Source organism: Streptomyces sp. NPDC005878 (genome assembly GCF_040629815.1).
In the GTDB taxonomy this organism is placed as follows: Bacteria; Actinomycetota; Actinomycetes; order Streptomycetales; family Streptomycetaceae; genus Streptomyces.
The window spans coordinates 16,593-36,679 of sequence record NZ_JBEXWK010000031.1; the positions used below are offsets into that span (position 1 = coordinate 16,593).

The following is a 20,087-nucleotide window of genomic DNA, read 5'->3' on the forward strand; positions in this document are numbered from 1 at the left end:
GACGGTGCTCAAGGAAGCCGTCCCGGTGCATGTCAGCCCCTCCCGCTAGCTTCGCCTCATGGACGTTGGAGACTGGATCGCACTCAGCACGGGCACCGTGTCGGTGGGCGCCGCTGCCATCGCTATCTGGCAGGCAAGGACCGCATCAGCCTCGGCAAGCCACTCCGACAAACAAGCCCGTGCAGCCGACGAGCAGGTACGTGTGGCTCATGAGCAACTCCAGCAGGCAGATCGTCTGCACCGCGAGCAGCTGGCGCTGGCAGAACGCATCCATCGGGAGCAGAACGAGCCGTACGTGATCGTCGACATCCAGCCCTCAGACCCCACCTCGGGGATCCTCGTGGTCGTCATCGAGAACATCGGCCCGACGGTGGTCCGTGACGAGCGTATCTCCTGGACAAGCAGGCCCGGTTCGAGAACAGTGACCTGCCCACCGCATACACCTTCACCGTCGAATCCGAAGGGCCCAGCGGAAGCGTGGAGTCTCTCGAGTACGTGGTCGACTTCGGGACCTGGGCGGAGTCACTGATGAAGGACCGGCCGACGAAACAGATCGAAGACAAGCTCGGCAAGATCCAGGAAGCGATGAAGGCTCTCTTAGATAACTACAAGCTGGCCAATGCCCCTGCCATTCGGACCGAACACGAGCACAGGAGAGACCTGATGCGTCAGCAGAGGCAAGCACGGAGCAACAACGGAGAACCGCCAGCCACTCCTCCTCAGTAGCGCTCCGCATGCGCCAGGCGTTGTAGCGGACCGTGGGCGGAGCGGGAAGGCACCCACCGGCCCGTACGGCGTGGCCACGCTGAGGAGATCGCGGTCGACCGCCGGCCCCCTGCTGCCGCCCAGCTTCGTCCAGCAACGGGTGGAGGTTATCCACGCCGACGGGATCCGGGGCCGGTGGGGAGGCAGGCACATCCTGCGCGGCCGGGGTCTCCCAAGCCCGGGCTCCACCGTCGTCGACTGCAACGACTACCTGCGCCTGGCCGACGACAAGCGCGTGGTGAACGCCGTCACCGAATTGCTCCACGCGATGCGCGGAGCGCGGCCGGCCTCGGCTGTGCTGCTATATGAGGAGCACCCGCAGCAGCAGAAGCAGCAGGCACCTGGGCACGGCCCGAGCAGCAGAAGCGGGCTCAGCGCTCTGGGCCTAGAGCCCGACCAGACGCCGCCTCCGGCCCCGACAGCCGCTCGTGGACCGGAAGAAGTCCGGGCACGGCGCAGTAGGCGTTCCAACCGGGCTTGGCAGCCCTCACGCAGCGGGTGGAGCGGGATGGCCCGGACCGGCCGGCACCCCGCGCGCACCCGAGGAGATCGCGATCGACGGCGCGGCAGAGCCGGTGGAGGTGAAGCTGGGCGTATGGATCTCCAAAAATAAAAGTCGGCGCGACAAGCTCACCGCCTCGCACAGCTGGGCATGGACTGGGCGTGAGCAACCACAGGATTCTAATCAGATGGTGTTGGGTCCAATTACGCACAGCTATGCTGGCAGCTCTGTGCGCAAAGGGGGTTCATGCGGGCTTTACCGATCTTGCCGAGGATCCGCCCCGGGCCTCAGCCGCCCAGAGGCCAGCTGAGGGTGGAGGCCGGGCGGTCGCGTCACCAGAGACCGAAGAACCGTGTCCACCAAGTGGGCCGTGGCGCGAAGTGCTCCAGCGCGCTGGGGCCCTCGTAGTCGCTCTCCAACAGTTCCTCGGGGACACTCACATAGCCGAGGTCGGCCAGCGCCTCCTCCACGGTGGCGAGGTCGCCGAGGTCCAGCGCCCCCTCCTCATGGGCCTCGTCCGTGCTGAAAAAGGCCCCCGGATTGTCAGCGCAGACCTCCGCGAGGGAGCCGAATTTGCTCACGCAGACCACGATCCGCGTCCCGCAGACCGTCGCATCCGCGGGCACGTGGATGCGCCCGTACTCGCTGGAATCCTGGGTGTCCCGCTCAGACTCGCACGAGGCACCGAAGTCCGCTTCGAGCCGGCGCACCAGCCCGCCGAACTTGAGGCCGGTCGCCGCGCGGTCGTAGTGCAGCGGCCATTCCAGCCGCTCCGGGTCATCGAGTTCGCGCAACAGCGCCAGCAGTTCTATCTCGCTCTTCACCATACGCACATCCTGCCGCCCATCGGGTGGCGGGAGTTCCAGCGTATTTGTGCGGCAGCCCGTACGGCTACGGAAGGTGCGTCAGTCCCTGATCAGGTTGAACTGTTCGCCGCAGCCGCGAGGCGCGCACACCTGGACCCTGATCCGATCGACGCCGCCGGGCAGATCGGGGTCGCCGATATAGAAGTTGTAGGGGACCACAGGGCCGCTGGAGGTCCTGGACTGGCTGTCGACCTTGGTGGAACCGGCGAAGGCGTCGAAGTGGACGGTCGCGGTGCCGTTGTATGCCTCCACCCAGCCTTGAAGCTTCGAGGTCCGGTTGCCCCAGACGACCCCGCCCTGCGTAGCGCCGTCGCAGTAGTCGGCACAGACGTAGTACCTGTCGTTGGGCCAGGAGGCCGCGCGGATGGCTGCTGAGGCCGGCCCGGCCGTCAGCATTCCCATCGCCAAGGCTGCGGCCGCACTCAAGCTACAGATCGTGCTCAGTTTCCTCATCACAGACATCATTTCCTCCCCTAAACCCGACCGGCGCTTGCTCATCAGGCATTTCGGCCCCCTGCACCAGGGATATACCCCCAGCCTAGACCCGCTCCCCACCCCCGAACGGTGAGCTCGCAGCCATGGTCAGCGATCCGACTCAGTCAACGGCTCACTTACCACTATGGACACGCGGCCGTGCCGCGCCAACGGTCATGACGTCACACCAACGCGCACACGGGTCGCATTCATGCGCATACAGGTCGCAATCGCCAAGGGAAACATGACGCCCGACGCAAGGTCCGTACGCCCCCTCCGCCGTCGACACCCAGCTTTACCCAGTTCCCCTTCGTCGGAGGGCGCACAGCACAGCGGGCGGCTGCGTCCCGCGCCAAGAAGCTCGCCCCGGGCTTTTGCCTGCCGACGTCTACTGTCGGATTCACCCTGTGTACGTCGAAAATGTTTACCTGGTCGGCGTCACCGCCATACCCGACCACCCGGACGACCGCGCCAGGCTGGAACCCGAGCCCGGCAGCCAAATGGGTCTCCACCGTCGTCATACGACCACTCTCCTCATGCTCTGCACACCTGCGCGCCGATCGCCTCACGCATCCAACCAAGCGCGGCGGTAGCCATCGCCGGTCCGGACCTGGGGAGGAGAGCCAGGCGCGGAGCACCGGCCCCGACGCCCCCGGCAGGCAGGCGTGACGTATGCCGCTGTGCGCGGGATGCTGGGGACGAGCCTGTGACCGTGCGGGCATCGGTCCGCTACCCGACGGGCCTACGCTCCCACGTGACTGATCTACAGATCAGGTGAGTCGTTTCCTGAGCGCAGCCCGTCCTTCGCCCGACTGGCGAAGCGGACGGGCGCGCATCGGGGAGTACACATCGGGGAGAAGTTATGGGAAAGAATCGTTCCGTCCGGGTCGCTGGCTGCCTGGCCGCCGCAGTCGGGGTACTGGCTGCGGGCTCCGCTCTCACTCCCGCCCAGGCGGCGCCGGCACGGGCCCAGGCCAAGGTGTATCTGACCACATCGGTGACCCAGTGGTCCCACTACCAGCCCAACCTGCACAGCCATGCCGGGACGCTGTACGCGGGCCGCAACTACTTCTACTGCTGGACCGCGGGAGACTGGTACTCCAACAACGGACACATCTCCGGTGCCTGGCTGCGCACCGACGACGACAGCGGCCACCGCAACGTCTACGTCAACATGGTCAACCTCAGCGACACCGACTTCTGGCGCGCGCAGGACATGCTCCCCCAGTGCTGAATTCCTGAGCAGAGGGCCACGCGGCAGCGTCTCCCGCACGGCGGCCTTCACCACACGAAGGCCGCCGAGGCGTCAGGGGCGCGGCCCGAGGACTGCGGGCTTCGGCCACAGTCCTCGGGCCGCCCACACTGCCGACACGGAGCTGACATTCCCACCAGGCGTGGCGACTTCCACGTTGCCTCATCCTGCCGCAGGAGTGCGGCCCCGATCTCGCTCGGCGTCCGGCAAGTCGGGAAGCGCCCCGCCAGGTGCAGGCGGGGCGCTGGGACGTGCGAACGGGTCAGGTGGCCCAGAGGGTCGGGCCGTCCTGCCCCCCTGCTCGCCTCGGTCGGGTAGAGGTGGGCGTAGTCGATGTTGCACGTCGTCCAATAGCCGGTTTTGTTGTATGCGGACTGGGTTACGTCGTTCCCAGGGCCGTATGGGGTCGGGGTCCGCAGACAGTCCCACTGGTCCAGCTCGTACGCGCAATACCGGCGGAGCAACGCCTTGAAGTCCTCGAACTCACCGTCGCTCAGCGGGCCACCCGGTACCTGTCCACGCCTCCACAGCCACACGCTGCAAGCCTGGCATGACAAGAAAACGATCTACACGTCCACGCCCGCCGGCCCACCTGCCCCAGCCGACGGGGGGGCGGCAGGGGCAGAACACGCTTCCCGAACCCGCAAGCCCAGGGATACAGTCGGCAGGCCCCGGGCGCTCGCAAGTTCGGGGCCATGGACCGGCGACCGCGCCCACCTAGCTCCTGCACGGAGTGGGGTCCGCCTGATGGCGGGCGGTCGCCGGGCGCACCCCCGCGGTGCTCCGCTCAGCGCCGCCGGCACGGTACGGGCGGCCCCAGGCCAGCCGACCGGGTGTCCCGCCCCGACCGGAAGGTCATGTAGTCCTGGTAGTCCACCGCGTCCCACGCATTGACCTTGCCATGGTCCCGTGGAACTGGATGCGGACCTCCGCGGATAATTCCCGCATGCATCCCACTGATCTGGTGTCCCGTCAGGCCGAGGCAATCGCGAACCGTCTCGGCCTGGCAAGCCGGTGCGAGATCTCGGTCGTGACCGTTGGATACGACTCGACAGCCATCACAAGGGAACACGGGCATCCCAACACTCCCCCCTTACCTGCGGGGGCCTTCAGCTCCTCGCTCACCGCGCACTGGGGACCGCTCGACAACTTGCCGCCACTGGACGCCGGTGTCCACGTGCTCGTATCCACCGCCCACGAATCGACGCGCGTCCATCTGCCCCCGGACATGGATCACGTCGAAGCCCTGGTGCTCCTGGCCGACCGGCTCCAGGACTGGGCCATCGAGCTGACACACGGCCGCGCCCTGCCGCCATGCCCAGGGCACCCTCACCCGATGTCCGCTGCCGCGGTGGACGACTGTACGGCCTGGGTCTGCCCCGCCAGCCCCGAACAAGTGCTGATCCCGCTCCCCTGACCCGCCGAACACCGCCCCATGCCCGGGCGGGCTACCGCCCAGGACGAGGCCCTGGCGGACGCACTCGGCCGCCTGGACCAGTGGCGGCGCACTCACCCGTACGACCTAAAGCGCAAGGACGCCGAACAGGCACTCGCTCTGCTCGCCGCCGGCCCCGACCAGGTCACCACCAGCACCCGGGCCGGGCAGATACCGCACGCCACCATCGACAACGCGACCGACCGGACCGCCCCGGCGGACCCCGACGGCTGGACCGGGCAGCCACGGGCTACGAGCCCCGTACGGTACTGGGACGCCGCGTTCCGGGCTGGGTCCCGACCGAGTGCCGCTGCTCGCGGACCTGAACCACCAGCAGCTCTACGACCCCGGCTTCCCGGCCCGCTGGCGCCACCGTGTCCTTGCCTCGATCGGGGCCGGGGAACCGCGCCGCCAGGGGGGATGGTCAACGGCACGGGGTCAGGAGCGGGGAGCGCTCACGCTGGCAGGGCAGACACGAGTAGCCCCCGCAGAACTACCCATAGTGGGCCATCCTTCGTGTCCGCATACGGAGTTGTGCCGGATTGTCTACCCCGGGGCACGAGCCCCCACTGCACCCCCAGGGCTGGGGTGCCCCCGTTCCGATGGAAGGACCTCACCGGGGAGCGGAAGGTAGGGCGAGCGTGATCGGTGACGCGCACGCCGGACAGGCCGCACAGTCCGTAGGGGTGGTAGATCCGGTCGTGGGCGGGTACATGGTCGCGAGCTGTCGGCGTACACGCGCCGTCTGCGCAGCGGGGCGGGGCAGCGCAGGGTTGAGCCGCCCGGCAGTGGATGGCGGGCCACACGGCGAGCAGATGACTGCTGCCGCCAGACGCATGAGTGGCGCTCACCGCTCCGGGCGCACGAACCGGAAGGGTTCCCCAGACTGATCGGCAACGACGATCCCGGACTGTCCCTGGCAGATCCAGTGAACCTCGATGCGAAACCTGTAGTCGCCTGGTTCAGCGGTGCCCACGTCGGGGAAGAAGTGATCAGGGCTGTCCAGTGTGACCGTGTAGGGGAAGTCCGGTACGCCCTCGGCAGGTCTAACCCAAGAGGTCGGGGCCGTGGTATTCGCTCTGATTCCCGCGGTGAGCCTCACGCGGAACTCCCGGAGCTCCCGCGGATCCATCGGGTAACCGAGCAAAGGGAGCCCGACGTCGCTGACGTGCGGAGGAACCTCATATGACTCCAGGCGCATAGCCATGGTGTTCACGATCACTGTGCGGTTGCCGGTGGCCTCAACGATCAGATGGATGTCGGCCGAATAGAGCTGCACCACGTTGGCGGGATCGCGCCGGTGTTCCGTGGTCGGCGGCAGGGGCCTATATACCCTCTGATGCCGGGGCTCTGGGTGGACGTGACGGTGATGGGGGCTTCCTGCTTGTGGGGCGGCCTCGCCCGGCCGCCGCGCATGACGGCGTGGTCGACGCTGCGCGTGACGATTCCCGTGACGGCCGCGCTGACGCCTGCGAGGACCGCGGTCAGGACCCACTGCTGCACCCCGGCAAGCACCGCGGCCACCACGGTGACAGCGACGGCCACCCCAACCGCGCACAACCGCATGACCTGTCGCCGAGGCAGCACGGCATCTCCCTTCGACACCCCAGATGCCCAGTCCCAGGCGAATCAGCGGCTCGGACCAAGCACCTCCGTCACTCTCATCAAGCCTGCCCCCTCAATGCAAGAGCCGCTTCTCGCCAGGCAGGGTCGCTTGGCAGACTCCAACGGCGGGACTGCACGCGCATATTGGGGCCGAGCCCCAGCACAAACGAACCTCACTGACCGCACCGTTGCAGGCGAGATGCCCATCATCCGCTCGGCCGTCTCGGTCGAGCAGCCCTCCAGGAACACCAGCAGCACCACGTCGTAATGCCTCTCCGGGAGCTGCGCGATCGCCGCGTACAGACCGAGCTTGGACTCCAAAAGCTCCAGACGGGTACGCGAGGTCCGGCGCAGGGCGGCGAACCAGGCGGTCTCCACCATCGCCACGGGCCGGTCCAGGACGATCCGCCGGCGCTCGAACGCCTCGCGCAGGGCCGCCCAGGCGAACGTCTCGGTGCTGGGCTGGCGCAGGGCGTTGTCCCACACCTTCAGCAGAAAGGTGAACACGTCCTCGACGACCTCTATCGCCTCGGCGTCACTGCCCAGCTGCAGGTGGACGTAGCGCAGGTAGGTGCGGTGGTGGGCGTGGAACGCGACGTAGTCCACCCGCAGCACACCGGCCAGCTCACCGCTGACGGCCTGCTCCCCCAGCCAGTCCTCGCCCTCACTCACCAGGCCTCCACCCCGCCTCCGCCTCGGCATCCGCCTGGACGAGGAGGGATGCCTCCGGGCGCGGACCGCGCGAAGTCTGCCCGGAGTGGTGACGGCCGGTCAGCTCGACAACCCCCGCCCGCACCCCCGCCCCCAGCAAATGCCTCCAGAACCGTCCCACGTCCGGGGCGAAGACCCGGCCCGCCGTCACCACCTGCAGCACCCACATGGCCTTCTCGACGACATTCACGTCCGCCGCGATCCCTCCACTCATAACCGAACAGCGTGCCCGCCCCCTGCGGCAGCCGGAGAACCCAACGGCCCTCACTGCCCAGCCAAGCGAAAACACACCCCCCTCGTGCACGCCGGTCACCGCCCAATCCGCGGAACGGGGGCATCCGGATACGAACACGCCCCCTTGACGCCCGCGCACGCCACCGCCGGACACACAGCCTTCTTCGCTGCGCCGGGACCGGGGTTGCATCGAGCGAAGCAGCGGCCGGCGCAGGCAGGTTGCCCCTTCAGGCACCGTTCCTAGTCGGTCACGCACGGGCCACTTCCCACCGAGCAGCAATTCGTCCAAGGGGCGCGGAGCCTCTCTGCGGGGAAACCAGCCGGACGTCTGTGTCAGAGGTGGGTGCCAAGATCACGGCATGGGAGTTATCTATGGATACTTTGCTGCTGCCGACGATGACGACGCAGTGCGCGCCGTAGTGCGCGAAGACGGCGAACCAACTGCAACGGGTTATGACGGGTTCGACGTCAACGGGATGGATCCCACCACCGACCTGCTGCCAGCGGAAGCGGCTCTCACCGGACGGTCGGCCGAGACGGTCCAGGGCGACCCGCGGCATAGCCATCTGCTCGCGAGCATCGACGAGGGGGATCTTCTGTGCCTGACGCTGACCGATTCCCTGCGTGATGCCCTCGCCGACGCTGATCAGTCCTTGCTGCGAGAGGTTGCCCGCGAGTGGGCCACCTCGGACGTGTTCTGGACGCCCCCGGATCCGGAGAGGCTGGCGGAATTCCTCACAGTACGGCCAACTTGGCCAGCCGGGCGGTGGCTCGAGGACAGCGTCTCTACTGCTGGATCTCCGTCTGACGAGCAGGTACGGGGCAGCGCATCCCGTATGTGTCCTGCTCAATGCCCTCTTGGGCACCGGTGAGTCCCCGGCGGGCGCGAGTGATGTCGAGAGAGGCACCGATCAGAACGGCAGGTCCTGGCCCGCGAGGATGGTGGTGAACTGGGTGGCTACCCGGGCGGCTCGCCCCAGACGGATGGGTGCATTGGTTCATCCCCCGGCACGGGAACGGTGCTTGACCGAGAGGGACGCCAACACAGCTCGGGGCGCTGCGGGAAATGTCGTGCACTTTGCGGAGTGGCGGCCTCCCGGGCGGGATCCGGACAACGTCCACCAACGCCTTCCCGCTCACGCGTTCGACGTGAAAGCATTTTCCCGATGCCCCGCTTCAAAGGGGTGCACATAAAGGGGAGGAACCACACTGTGAGATCAGCAAGGCGATTATCCGTATCCCTCGTGGCGGTGTTTGCCGCGGCCTCTTTGGCTGCGGGGGGCGTGGCGCAGGCGGATGAGGATCCGGCGGCCACCACGCAGGATGCAGGAGGGCCGATCCCGTCGCGGCCGGGCAACGACGAGGTCGACCCGGTGGTCCCGGATGACCAGCTTCCCGAGGTCAGCGTCAGCGACGCCCACACGCAGGAGGCCCAGGACGCGGGCTTCGACACCAGTGACGCGATCGTCGTCCACTGGGGGATGGACGGCGGCGGCGCCGAGTGGTCGAGTGAGGTCATGGACGCGTCGGTGACCGCGAACAATGACCCAGCGAATTTCGCGCCGTCGCGTGACGCGCTGCCCGCCGCTGCGGGGCAGAGTGCGAAATCCGCCGGCTGGGTCTGCTCCACCTGGGCACGCCCCACCGTGAAAAGCCTGGGGCATCTCTCTTCGTCCAGTCATGAGTTGTGCTCGGGGAATTTCCTTTATCACTACACCCGCGGGAAATTCCTGCGGTCCTCGTGGTCGGGGCCGCGCTCCTACACGCGCTGGACGAATTCTCGCTTCGTCTACTCCCCCGCCCAGGTCAACGACACGATCTGGTCGATCCGTTGCCCCGGCGGCGGCACCTACAACTACAACCTGCAGGTCCAGACGCACCTGGTGGACACCCGCGGCGACCACGGCGGGCCGTATGAGGTCGGCAAGTACGTGCGTGCCGCCTGCGGCACCTGACCGAAGTGAGAGATCCGATGCTGGTGTTTCTGGACCGCCTGCTGAACCGCCTCGCATCCCGGCTTGAGCGGTCTACGGCCGCGGGATCCTTCTCGTCGGCCGCGCGGACGCCGTGGTGGCGCAGGCGGGCTCGGCGCTACCGGGGGGCATTCGAGGAGCGGGAGGAGCGCCGTAACAACGCGCTCCCGGCGCCGACCGCACGCCCCATGGACGCCAGGGACTGGCCCGGCGCCTAACGGCGGCTCCGCCGCTTGTCGCGGCGGTGGCGACATGGTCCGGCCCGGTGTGCCACGCACCGGGCCGGCTCCGTTTCCGCGCCGCGGCGGCCTACGGGAGCTGCACGCCCTCGGGCGCGAAGTTCGCGGGGTCGTTGTTGGCGGGGACGGAGGCGTCCAGGACGTCGCTGTGCCACTGCCGGCCGGATGCGTCGGAGCCGAAGTGCACCACGGAGGACCCCTCCTCCCCGGTACCGCCTGCAGCGTTCACCGCGACCGCCGTCGTGGTCAGGGTGAGGGCCGTGAACGCCAGGGCACCGATGACTAACGGTTTCGCTCTACGCACGAGATGTGTCCCTTCGCGGGCGACCCCGGCCTGGAGGGACCGCGTTCAAGAGAATCCTCGTGCGCGCAGCGGGCTCTGGCACGGCCACGCGGGCACCTTGGCCGGATCACGGCCTTCGATGTCCGGCAGCAACCACGGGCGGGCCTTCAACGCCACGCTCCTGCGAGAGACGGCGCACCTGCGCACTCCTTGATTGCTTTGACGCACACGAGCTTGAATTCCTGTGTCTGCAGCCCTGAGATCACCTGCCAGTCGCGTCCACGACCGGTTCGCAGCCAGCGCGCAGGAGGGAAATCGCCTCCCGGACGTCATGCCCATGGGGGAAGTTACCCCACGGGACGGCATCGATGTCCAAGCCGAGTCGGGGCTCGGGCAGGATGCCGGCGACCGCCGTCCGCACGTCGAACGGGCCCCCCGAGAACGAGGCCAGGTCCGCCCCTTCCGTTACTTTCCGGCACATCGCGAACGTCGGATCGGTCCGCCAGTCCTTCACGTCACACCCCAGCCGTTGAATCCCCGGAACTTGATCATGGCTGGTCCGGCGGCTCCCCAGAAGCCTCTCGGCGGTCATCCAGCGGCTCGTACGGGGCCACCCGTGGTGCACAGGGGCCAACCGGGATACTCAAGGGCCACCTACCGAGCTCAGTCGTCGGTGCTGGTTCGGCACTACGAGTCAGCCGCCGTGGAGGCCCCAGTCGTCGAGCCCGCCGTAGACGTGTGCTTCGAGGCACTGCGGGGCGTCAAGGCCCACGGCCTCGCCCCGGTATACGGCGATGAGCGAGTCCTCGCCCCGCCACCAGGTGTCGGTCAGCCCCTGCACGTCGGGCACCGGTTCGAAGCCGCCGAGATCCAGTTCCTCTACGGCGCTGCCCCTGATCCTCGTGACCGTGTTGGCCCACCGGCGGGCATGGGCGGCCAGGGCCAGGGACTCCACCCACCCCTCCGTGCTGGCATGCAGGGGCGTCCAGCGGCAGGCGTCGATCCCGAACGCCCCGTCGGGGCCGACCATGAATCGGTAGGCCATGGACACCCGGCAGTCCCCTGCCGGGAACGACCAGCCGCCTGGCATCCGCTCGGGACAGCCTGCGTCCAGGATGCGCGGAGCACCTTCGTAGAACGGGGCCGGCGGCAGCGCGAGGCCGCCCCAGCGGTCCTGGAAGGCAGTTGCCCGGCCGATCTCCGCAGCGGGGATCCCGTGCCCGATCCAGACGTCGTGGTGTCGCCTGATGTCCTGCCGGTGGACGCGGAGGCCCTCCACCTCGACGAACCGCTGGGCCCTGCGGCTCACGCCGGCAGATGTGACCGGGATGGGCGATACGGGGCCGTCCGTGGAGGTCGGCAGCTCAGGGGGGTGGGCCCCGCAGCACGAGCAGCCGAACCCAAGATCACTGGTCATAGCACCGGAGCCTAGCGACCGGCTCCGGTACCACCCCGGGCGGAAGCCCTGCCCGCCACCTCGCAGAGCCAACTATCGCTCAGGTACCAACGAGCATGCCCATGGGATACCTATCGCGCTCAGTCACAAATGGCGTTACTGAGCACGGTATCTGGCACGGATGGACAACTTCGATGCTCAGATGTTGGTCGCAGTCACGGGCATTGCGCAGGACTCACGCAGGCCAGGCCCCTATCTCCTGAAGCCCCGGAAAAAGTGGTGTGCTGCGGAGTCATCCCGGCAGGCCGCCGAGCCTGCGTGCTCAATGTGCGTGCGCTTAGCCTGCGCTTAAGCCAGGCACGACAGAGGCGGGGCGACCGCCACGGTAACCACCTGGCCGGCTGCGTTGCGCCCGATCCAGACGGCCGTCAAGCCCTCCTGTGCGGGAAACGAGAGCAGGTCCGCTCGCGTGGCGTCGTCGGCTACCTTCTCGAACTCACCGCACCGCAAGCTTTCGGTGTCTCGTCCGAAGGCGACGCCAGGCTGCTGCTCGGTTCTCTCCCAGAACCGCCGGAACGGCTGCGTCAGGGCCTGCCAACTCGCGGCGTCGGCGAATGCCCCCATCGCGGTGTCCGTCTCGAACCCAGCCTCACCCGGGACGGGCCTCTCTGCTTCGTCGTCGACGCCAAGGGCGATCTCCCACACGGAGACGGGCTCATCCCGTACGCGCAGGCGTACCGCCGCGCACTCGCGGCCGTCGAACTGCTCTCCCATGAATTCGTAAGGCGCCTCGACCCACGACGCCTCCACCTCGTAGGTTCCCGCAGGAATCCGCTCGACCAGCTCACGACCAGGGCGGCCCTGCGGCCATGGCGTGTCCACCATGAGGCGACCGCTGGGCACACGGATCGAGGCCACCACCCCCACCTCCACCACTTCTACAGGCATCAGCGGATTATCCAAGCGCATACCCAGCCGCTCCCCCACGGTGAAGATCCCCACCAAGTACGCGCACTTCTCCAGCCCGGCCTTCACCACGACGCTCGTCTCCTGCACAGATCCATCCCTCCCAATCACGGCAACCCTAAAGCGCCTCCGCAGCGCCCCGGCAGAACTGCGAAGGCGGCCCACTCCGATCAGGGAGGCAGAACTGATCATGACGCTTCGGAACAACGGGCGTGCTTATCCGTCAGCTGGCACTGTCCTGCCAACCAACCGGTGCACAACCGGACAGATCCGATGCTCATTGGACAGGTCCGGTGCTCAGTCACAACACCTACTGTGACTGAGCGCGATACATGGCCTGAATGGCCAACTCCGATGCTCAACATTGCGGCAGGTGCATGGCAGGCAATGGGCTGGCGCGACCCCGTGCCGCGTGGGGGTGAAGCTGCTGCACCACCCTCGACGGCCCGGCCGGGAGGGAGCAAGAGCTACGCGGCGTTCGAAGCCTGGTGGCGGGAGTCCGGAAAGCAGCCGATACGGCCTCGTACTCCCCCGCAGCTGCCTCGAGGTAGCAAGGAGCTCTACGTCATCAGGCGCAACTCGGTCTGCACCGGCTTCTTCTCGCGTCAGTCACACTGCTGGCCCTCGGTAGTGGAGGTAAGGGCCTGGAGGTGTGACAGGGCGATACGACGGCGCGCGAGATCGACATCGATGATCTTGACAGTGAGGGCGTCGCCGACCTGGACGACGTCTCTGGACGATTCATCCAGGTCGCTGGTGTGCACGAGCCCCTGGAAGCCGTCCTCTCGGTCCTCAATGCGGACGAAAACACCGAATGGCACGATCTTGGTGACCGGCCCGGTGACCACCTCGCCGATTCTCTGCGCTACCTGCGGCCAGGGGTCTTCCTGGACTGCTCGGAGCGACAGGGGTACCCGTTCCCGGACCATGTCGACGTCGAGGACCTCGGCTGTGACCTCCTGGCCGACGCTGACGACGTCGGAGGGGTGGTCGAAGGGACGCCAGGACAACTCCGGGATGTTGATCATCGCAGTGAAACCGCCGATGTCTACGAAGGTGACGCCGAAGCTGGCGATGGTCGTCACTGTGCCGGTGACGACCTGGCCTCGCCGCAAGGTCTTCAGGAAGGCCCAGTCCCGGTCGCTGGGTGTCGGCTCGGTCTGCCAGCGAGCGCGTAGAACGCCGTCGCTGTCGGGCAGCACAGCTGTGAACAGCGGGAGATCTTCACCGGCATACATGGATACGACGCCGGCAGCACGCGCGGTGGCGAGCTGGCAGGCCGCTGCCTCGAACTGGGTCTCGTCCACGACCGTGCTCGTGATCCGTCCGTCCTCGTCCTCCCAGACGATCTCCACGAGGCCCTCGTCGGGCAGAGCGGCCACGGCCTTGTCAATGTCGGTGAGCAGGTCTGGCCAGACAGCCAACTGAGAGCGTGGGGCCAGCTGGGAGCGCACGGCCTCGACGGTGTCGCGGGTCAGGCGGTGCCACCGGGAGGCGGTGCCGGCGAAGACCTCCTCCAGGAACACTGCGCGGTGGGCACGGACGGTCCCGTGCAGGCGGCCCCAGAAGTCGGCGTCGGCGGGGCGCTGCACGTACGCGGGGTCGTCGGGGGCGAAGTCGTACGGCGAGGCGTCTAGGCGTTCCGGGAACAGGCCGAGCGCGCGGGTGCGGGCCAGTGCGGTTTCGCAGGGCTGGTTGCTGCCGACGTAGATGTACTGGTCCCAGCCGACGTGCACGGCGAACGCTTCACCTGCCTCCAATCGGCACCAGGCGCCGCTGTCGCGGAGCATCGACCGGACGAGTTCCAGGCCGACGGTGATCGGCACCAGAGCGCCGTCGTGGAACCCCACCGGGCCGGCCGGGAACAGGTCGGCCAGGCCGTAGCCGTCTACCGGTGGCTCCAGGCCGAAGTGGGCGAAGCCTCCGATCTGTGGCTCGCGGATCTCCAGCTGCTCAACGCCCGCCGCCTCCGCGAAGGCGGCGATTGCCGCCAGGTAAGCCTCCTCGACCGGCCCGTGGTCACTGACCGTGTCCTCGGCACCGGTGTAGTGACCGCGCTCGTCACGGTGGGCGGGGTCGTACTTGGTGATCCGGTAGACGAACGGCGGCACGCTGCTCCCTGGGTGGCCTGGAGGGGATCCCAGCGTAGGTTCCGCTGCCGAGTCCGCGGTCAGGATTTTTCGGAGGAGCCCACTTCGCGCGGACGAACGGCACTCTCATGCGGCGCATCCCTGGACCAGCCCGCCGACAGCGGCGCCCTCCCGCCGGGAGTCGGCGAGCTCGCCGCACAGCACCGACTGCTCGGCCTGCTCGACCCCCGCCATCCGGCCGAGCACGCCGCCCCGCCTCTTCAGCGACGTCCGGGTGGTGACCGCGCTCCTCTACGCTTCCTCGCCCCTCGGCGGGAACCTGGTCGATCCCAGCAGACTCCCTGCGGTCGCCGACCATGTCCGCTGGCTCGGCGCAGGAACCCGCCAATCCCTCGACCTGCCCCCGAGGGATCCGGCTGCTGCTGCAGCTCTGCTGACCGCTGCCGTCAGCGTCCTCGACGCCCCCGACCTGCACGGAACTCTGGCCCGGCACCTCCAAGCCACCTGGCGGGGGCGCCCCAGCAGAGCGCCCTGGGCCCGTGTCCTCCGCCACGCGTCCTCGTGCTCCGACACCTTGCGGCAGGCCGCGGAGCCCTCCATCCGCTCCTTTCGACGCACCAAGCACAAGACCAAAGCGCCGACCCGCTCGGACGGCTACCGCCCCGAGCACGTCGCCGCGTTCCTGCAGGAGAACTGGCACCAGGAGTACCTCGCGCCCCTCGCACACTCATCCCAGGTCAAGTCCGCACGCCGGAACACCGCCGTTCTGCTGGTCCAGTGGGCCGCCGGCGGTTCGCTGGGGGACGCCGCCGCTTTCCTCGGGATCAACCCCGACAGGGGTCAGTACGCCCCATCTCTCCAGTTCCTCCGATGGCTCAACGACCGCGGCTCGGAACACTTCACAACAGCCCTGCACGACCCGCCCGGGAACTGGGCACCGCCACCAGCCCTATCGACTACCACCATCGACGCGAGGCCCTGCAGAACTGGTACTTGACCCCCGGCACCTGGCAGGAGATCACCGACCGCCTGCCCCCCCGTCCCCGGCCCCATCCAACCAATCCTGGACGACCGCAAACGGCAGGAGGCGTCAGCATTCATCTGGGCCCACATCACCCAGGGCGAACTCCGCTTCGCTCCACGGCCCATCGAAGACGAACAGCCCGACGACATCCGTCGGGCCTGGCTTCTCCGCCGCGGCAGCACATGGTTCCAGCTCTCCCGGCCTGATCCGGTTCCCCACTATGCCGCCTTGCGGAAGCTCCTCATCCAGCACGCTGAGCACCTCGCCATGAGGATCGATCGTGCCGACTCACTGATGCGGGAGGCGCCGCAATTGGACGAGAACAAGTGAGGTCAGCAGATCGGGCTCAACATACGCCGCGCGCACGGCATAACACCCAGGCTCAAGTGCGACGCGCAGGTGATCCTCTCCGGCGATCTCGATCCCGGACCAAACTGCATCGAACAAGAGCACAGGCCCTGATATAGCCCAGTGCAGGTCAGGCTCCCACGCGGCCCCGCTAATCGCAGCTCCAATGCTGTCGAGGAGCTCCGCCTCAGATTCCGCAGCACACCACCGCACGAACAGGTCGTGCTCAGGAAGGAACGTAGTCGAGGCGGGATCGCCACCGAGGACCAGGACGTTCTCCTGGCCAACAGGGACAAGGCCGGTCCAGCTGTCTACGCCGCAGGCCCTGTCGTAATCATCCTCGGAACCATCGCCATCCGATCCAAGCCATGACAGCAAGGCGGTCTCCGGGACCACGACCAGCGGCCCGCCGTTGGACTCCACCCACTCAGCCACACCTGGATCTGCATACCTGACCATATGAGGAAGCTACAGGCGGGCAGTGACAACCAGCCTGCCTTTGTGACAACTATCGTGCTTCGGCTCAACAACAGCGGGGTCGCAGCTGGGCGGGGCGCGGTGACGGTCTGCGCGCCCAGGTGACAACTGTCCCGCCCAGTCACAGCCGCCTCCCGGGGCGGGGGCAATCTCGACATCATGCTATTCGTGCACGTGTGCCATTTTACGCGCGGGGAGACTGCCCTGGTCTCCCTGCTCTTCGGGTGCCATAGTGCGGCGATACCGGGCGCCTCGCACATGCGTGCGGGGCACCAGGCATCGGATGCTCAGAGAGTGCGAACGTCCGTAACTTGGGGGGCCCTTGGGGTTATGCGCGACTTCGAACTCCACCCTCTGGCTCTCCTCCAGCGATTGGAGGCCATTCGACTAAAGCTCGGCGAAGTTGACGGTCACATCCGGCCCCTCGCCCTGGGAGATGAAGCCGAATCCCTTTTCGGCGTCGAACCACTTCACTGTGCCTGTTGCCATGCTGTCTCTCCTTCGAGGATGAGGAGGCTGCCAGGACGGGGCAGACCCGCCACTGATCAGCGTGCATAACGCACAGTACGAGGACCACCACACACCGCGCCGCAGACGAACGCTGGGACGAGAATGCTCGGTTCATCGCCGCCGCTCGCGAGGCCATCCCCCGCCTGGTCGCGGAGATTCGACGGCTTCAAGGGGATCCCGGCGACGCATGAGCGCGATCGGTGTCTGGCCCGACCAGGTGTACTGAGCCACGGCAGAAGGGATTCGCATCCATGCCCGATGAACCGGAGCGGCCGCTCAGCCAACTCCGCCCTGGTGAGCGTGTCCGAGCAACGACCACCAGCCACCAACTATGGGGCTTCATCGCGAAGATCCACGGATACGAGCCGGTCGGCACGTCACTGGACGTCATCCGCCGCGGCAGTGAACCCGGAGTACGCCAACTCGCCCAGAACGTCTTGGCGGTGGGCAGCACCATCGAGCTATTTGTCGGCGAACTGCGCACATGGCACCACGCACCTTGGATTTGGGTCGACCTTACCAGCGCCCCTCGCTGAAGGTCCATCAAGGCCCCGAAACACGGTATGCCCGTTCGGCGAGGGACTTGTCGAGCAGTTCGAAGAGCACTTTGAGGACGTGCTGTTCCTGCTCCGTTGTGAGGTCCCAGCCGCCTTCCCAGCCTGGGAGGGCGATCTGCCGGGATCTGCCCCAGACGGGGTTACTGCTGACCTCCCAGTTCACTATCAGCCAACCGTCCAGGCCGGGCCCACTATGCCGGCTCGGCGCCTGGCCGTAACCCACTATGAAGGCCGCCGCAACGGTCAGGGACGTGCGACCGATGAACGTGTCGATCCGCTTGGCGAATGCGGCGAAATACTCGCGCTCGCTCACATCGATCAGATTCGTCTCCTCGGGATTCCGCCGCCAGGCCTTCCGATTGTCGACAAGCCTCGACCTCCCCGCTTCCACGGGCAAGAGGCAGTCCTGCAATGGGGATCTCCCCGCGGAACTCCGGTGTCACGGCATCAGTCAGCCCAAGCCGCAGTGCTACAGATGTGCCTTCGATCCCTTGTCGGCGCGCCGAAGCAGGCGCAGGTCGCCAGCCCAGGTATCGCAAACGACGCCGCCGGACTCGAACTCGATCAAGAGGCCGATCCGTCCCGTCCTCGGCTCCCATCGCTCCTGGACCGAGAGAACCCGTTCACCGAGGTGGCGCTGGAACGGGGTTTCACGGTCAGGGGCCACCACGACCCGTCCCTGGGCTCCGAGGTCGTATCCCGCGCCCGGGCTTGACGCCTCCACGATCAAGCACCAGTTCGAGCCGGCGGTGATCCAAGTGGAGGCGTCCGCGTCGTCAATGAGCCAGATGTCGATCGGCTCATTCACCTCGTCGGTCGGGGCGAGCTGCGACGACATGACCTGCGCCAGGCGCACGCCCACGAGTGATGACGGATCGCTACCAGCCCCGTGGAGAGGGCACACCGGCGGACTGACAGGCTCCATCCCTCGAACCTCCCGCGCAACCCGGATCGCCCTCACCTGCATATTCGGGGCAATCCAGCCCCAAGAGGCGCTCGCTTCTATGCGGCGGGCGTGCCTGTGGGACGCTGAACCTCCAGGACGATCGCCGTTCCGGCCACGGATCGGTCCTCGCGCATGGTGATCACTTGGCCGGGCCGAAGGTGACGCCACTGCGAAGGGCCGAGAGGTGCGAGGCGCACCGAGGTCCGCCCACCGGGCTCCAGCAAGGGCGTGAACTCCACCCGGAGCCGGGCGATGTTGAGGACCGGCCCATTGTCTGAAGTCCGACTGCCGACGTCCCACATCGCTCGCAAAACGCCAACTCCGGGGCACTGATCGAAACCCAGGCGCCGGTGAAATGGACTGTCTGCCGCGAGGCGGAACTGCTCGTTTTATAGGCGATGCGGACAGGCGTGGGGCTGGAGATGCCGAGAGCGGTGCAGTCGTCCACGGCTGACGCCGGGACAGGACTCGTCAGCGACGCGTCGTAGACGAAGGCACCACCCAGCACGCTGTGCGGGGCGGTGAGCCGATAGGGACGCGTGTCGGCCGGCGGAGTACTGCGCAGTGCCAGGCGGCCTCACCGGTCGTCGGGGCGTCCAATGGAAGTGTCGCCGTAGGGGCTCGGCCGGGACGAGCTCTATCCGCTTGTGCACGGCGCGGGCCTTGCTGGATGTGTGCTCACTACTGTGAAAGTTTACGGCAGCTACTACGCGAGTTTACTGCATTTGCCACCCCTGGGTTGATTTGTGCTGAGTCAGGGCTCCGTAGGGTCCCGTCCGTGGAATTCGCACCGGGAGGGCCGGTGCGAACGGACCGGAAACGGAGAAGAACATGCTGAGTCTTCAGAGGGCCGGCATCGCCGCATCAGCGGTTCTTGCCGGACTGGCCGTGGCAGTGTTGCCCGCTGGTGCTGCCGCGGCCCAAGACAGTCCTGTGGAACGCCAGCTTGTGGGGCAGCAGTTATCACCTCAGGCCGGCGACGGTTGGGGCTACATGAAGTTCGTGCACTCCGGGAAGTGCGCCGACCTGCCGGGTTGGAACACTGGGAACGGCGTACAGCTCGATCAGTGGTCATGTGCTTCGCAGGGAAACCTTTGGTGGGGGTTCTACGGGGCCAGCGACGGCACAGTCCAGGTCAAGAACTACCACAGCCAGAAGTGCATGAACGTCAAGGGCGGGAGCACCGCCAACGGGGCCAAGGTCGTCCAGTGGCCGTGCAACGAGCAGGCGAACGGGCTGTGGTACCTGAAGGTGTTCTCGGACGGCACGTACCAGCTCCAGAACAAGAACAGCGGGAAGTGCCTGAATGTTGAAGGCGCCAGCCAGGGCAACGGCGCTGACCTCATCCAGTGGCCGTGCAGCACAGCCGGCAACAGCCGCTTCGCGTTCATCGACTGAACGGCCACGACGCTGGGCCCTCGCCTTGGGGGCGAG

Annotated in this window: 22 protein-coding genes and 1 pseudogene; 8 read left to right on the top strand and 15 right to left on the bottom strand. The window is 67.2% G+C overall.

Annotation, left to right across the window (positions count from 1 at the left end):
* Positions 1 to 58 precede the first annotated feature (58 nt).
* Together ABZ404_RS32065 and ABZ404_RS32070 are read left to right on the top strand one after the other, a co-directional pair.
* Positions 59 to 529, top strand: coding sequence for a hypothetical protein (locus tag ABZ404_RS32065; protein WP_358834686.1), 471 nt, complete (start codon positions 59 to 61; stop codon positions 527 to 529).
* Positions 529 to 726, top strand: coding sequence for a hypothetical protein (locus ABZ404_RS32070; protein WP_358834687.1), 198 nt, complete (start codon positions 529 to 531; stop codon positions 724 to 726). Before ABZ404_RS32065 ends, ABZ404_RS32070 begins: the two co-directional genes overlap by 1 nt.
* An 873-nt stretch (positions 727 to 1,599) precedes the next feature.
* Here the strand turns inward: ABZ404_RS32070 and ABZ404_RS32075 are convergent.
* Both ABZ404_RS32075 and ABZ404_RS32080 read right to left on the bottom strand, forming a co-directional pair.
* Positions 1,600 to 2,094, bottom strand: coding sequence for a hypothetical protein (locus ABZ404_RS32075; protein WP_358834688.1), 495 nt, complete (start codon positions 2,092 to 2,094; stop codon positions 1,600 to 1,602).
* 78 nt (positions 2,095 to 2,172) lie between these two features.
* On the bottom strand, positions 2,173 to 2,559 hold the full coding sequence (locus tag ABZ404_RS32080; protein ID WP_358834689.1) for a hypothetical protein: 387 nt from the start codon (positions 2,557 to 2,559) through the stop codon (positions 2,173 to 2,175).
* A 910-nt stretch (positions 2,560 to 3,469) separates the two neighbouring features.
* Between ABZ404_RS32080 and ABZ404_RS32085 the strand changes: the two genes are divergently transcribed.
* Together ABZ404_RS32085 and ABZ404_RS32090 are read left to right on the top strand one after the other, a co-directional pair.
* The gene (locus ABZ404_RS32085; protein ID WP_358834690.1) at positions 3,470 to 3,841 is read left to right on the top strand and encodes a hypothetical protein; all 372 of its coding nucleotides are present in this window, start codon (positions 3,470 to 3,472) and stop codon (positions 3,839 to 3,841) included.
* 964 nt (positions 3,842 to 4,805) lie between these two features.
* Entirely contained in the window at positions 4,806 to 5,276 is a 471-nt protein-coding gene (locus ABZ404_RS32090; protein ID WP_358834020.1) for a hypothetical protein, read from the top strand.
* 865 nt (positions 5,277 to 6,141) lie between these two features.
* Here the strand turns inward: ABZ404_RS32090 and ABZ404_RS32095 are convergent.
* From ABZ404_RS32095 to ABZ404_RS32105, 3 genes are all read right to left on the bottom strand, one after another.
* The gene (locus tag ABZ404_RS32095; protein ID WP_358834019.1) at positions 6,142 to 6,576 is read right to left on the bottom strand and encodes a hypothetical protein; all 435 of its coding nucleotides are present in this window, start codon (positions 6,574 to 6,576) and stop codon (positions 6,142 to 6,144) included.
* A 347-nt stretch (positions 6,577 to 6,923) separates the two neighbouring features.
* Complete coding sequence (locus tag ABZ404_RS32100) at positions 6,924 to 7,571, bottom strand: RNA polymerase sigma factor (protein ID WP_358834018.1); 648 nt, start codon at positions 7,569 to 7,571, stop codon at positions 6,924 to 6,926.
* Positions 7,564 to 7,824, bottom strand: a complete 261-nt coding sequence (locus tag ABZ404_RS32105; protein ID WP_358834017.1) for a hypothetical protein — start codon at positions 7,822 to 7,824, stop codon at positions 7,564 to 7,566. Before ABZ404_RS32105 ends, ABZ404_RS32100 begins: the two co-directional genes overlap by 8 nt.
* 379 nt (positions 7,825 to 8,203) lie before the next feature.
* On the opposite strand from ABZ404_RS32105, the gene ABZ404_RS32110 reads away from it, so the two are divergent.
* Both ABZ404_RS32110 and ABZ404_RS32115 read left to right on the top strand, forming a co-directional pair.
* Positions 8,204 to 8,716: a hypothetical protein gene (locus tag ABZ404_RS32110; RefSeq protein WP_358834016.1), complete on the top strand. Its 513-nt coding sequence runs from the start codon at positions 8,204 to 8,206 to the stop codon at positions 8,714 to 8,716.
* Between the two features lie 372 nt (positions 8,717 to 9,088).
* Positions 9,089 to 9,799 (top strand): hypothetical protein, encoded by a 711-nt coding sequence (locus ABZ404_RS32115; protein WP_358834015.1) that lies wholly within the window; start codon positions 9,089 to 9,091, stop codon positions 9,797 to 9,799.
* Positions 9,800 to 10,126: 327 nt separating this feature from the next.
* Here the strand turns inward: ABZ404_RS32115 and ABZ404_RS32120 are convergent, their stop codons facing one another.
* The 8 genes and pseudogenes from ABZ404_RS32120 to ABZ404_RS32155 form a co-directional block, all read right to left on the bottom strand.
* A complete protein-coding gene (locus ABZ404_RS32120) occupies positions 10,127 to 10,360 on the bottom strand; it encodes a hypothetical protein (protein ID WP_358834014.1) in 234 nt (77 codons plus the stop codon).
* A gap of 241 nt (positions 10,361 to 10,601) precedes the next feature.
* A complete protein-coding gene (locus ABZ404_RS32125; RefSeq protein ID WP_358834013.1) occupies positions 10,602 to 10,931 on the bottom strand; it encodes a hypothetical protein in 330 nt (109 codons plus the stop codon).
* A 102-nt stretch (positions 10,932 to 11,033) separates the two neighbouring features.
* On the bottom strand, positions 11,034 to 11,648 hold the full coding sequence (locus ABZ404_RS32130; protein ID WP_358834012.1) for a hypothetical protein: 615 nt from the start codon (positions 11,646 to 11,648) through the stop codon (positions 11,034 to 11,036).
* Positions 11,649 to 12,083: 435 nt separating this feature from the next.
* A complete protein-coding gene (locus tag ABZ404_RS32135; RefSeq protein WP_358834011.1) occupies positions 12,084 to 12,791 on the bottom strand; it encodes a DUF4241 domain-containing protein in 708 nt (235 codons plus the stop codon).
* Between the two features lie 515 nt (positions 12,792 to 13,306).
* The gene (locus ABZ404_RS32140) at positions 13,307 to 14,812 is read right to left on the bottom strand and encodes a S1 RNA-binding domain-containing protein (RefSeq protein WP_358834010.1); all 1,506 of its coding nucleotides are present in this window, start codon (positions 14,810 to 14,812) and stop codon (positions 13,307 to 13,309) included.
* 1,069 nt (positions 14,813 to 15,881) lie between these two features.
* Positions 15,882 to 16,067 carry a hypothetical protein gene (locus ABZ404_RS32145; RefSeq protein ID WP_358834008.1) on the bottom strand — a complete coding sequence of 62 codons (186 nt, stop codon included), beginning with the start codon at positions 16,065 to 16,067 and terminating at the stop codon, positions 15,882 to 15,884.
* 36 nt (positions 16,068 to 16,103) lie between these two features.
* Positions 16,104 to 16,622 carry an Imm21 family immunity protein gene (locus ABZ404_RS32150; RefSeq protein ID WP_358834007.1) on the bottom strand — a complete coding sequence of 173 codons (519 nt, stop codon included), beginning with the start codon at positions 16,620 to 16,622 and terminating at the stop codon, positions 16,104 to 16,106.
* 327 nt (positions 16,623 to 16,949) lie between these two features.
* Positions 16,950 to 17,129, bottom strand: a pseudogene (locus tag ABZ404_RS32155) (cold-shock protein); the annotation flags it as partial.
* A gap of 272 nt (positions 17,130 to 17,401) precedes the next feature.
* Here ABZ404_RS32155 and ABZ404_RS32160 point away from each other — a divergent pair.
* A complete protein-coding gene (locus ABZ404_RS32160; RefSeq protein ID WP_358834006.1) occupies positions 17,402 to 17,686 on the top strand; it encodes a hypothetical protein in 285 nt (94 codons plus the stop codon).
* Positions 17,687 to 17,693: 7 nt separating this feature from the next.
* Here the strand turns inward: ABZ404_RS32160 and ABZ404_RS32165 are convergent, their stop codons facing one another.
* A complete protein-coding gene (locus tag ABZ404_RS32165; RefSeq protein WP_358834021.1) occupies positions 17,694 to 18,098 on the bottom strand; it encodes a hypothetical protein in 405 nt (134 codons plus the stop codon).
* Positions 18,099 to 18,176: 78 nt separating this feature from the next.
* On the bottom strand, positions 18,177 to 18,563 hold the full coding sequence (locus ABZ404_RS32170) for a hypothetical protein (protein ID WP_358834005.1): 387 nt from the start codon (positions 18,561 to 18,563) through the stop codon (positions 18,177 to 18,179).
* 921 nt (positions 18,564 to 19,484) lie between these two features.
* Here ABZ404_RS32170 and ABZ404_RS32175 point away from each other — a divergent pair.
* Positions 19,485 to 20,051, top strand: a complete 567-nt coding sequence (locus ABZ404_RS32175) for an RICIN domain-containing protein (protein WP_358834004.1) — start codon at positions 19,485 to 19,487, stop codon at positions 20,049 to 20,051.
* Positions 20,052 to 20,087: the final 36 nt, after the last annotated feature.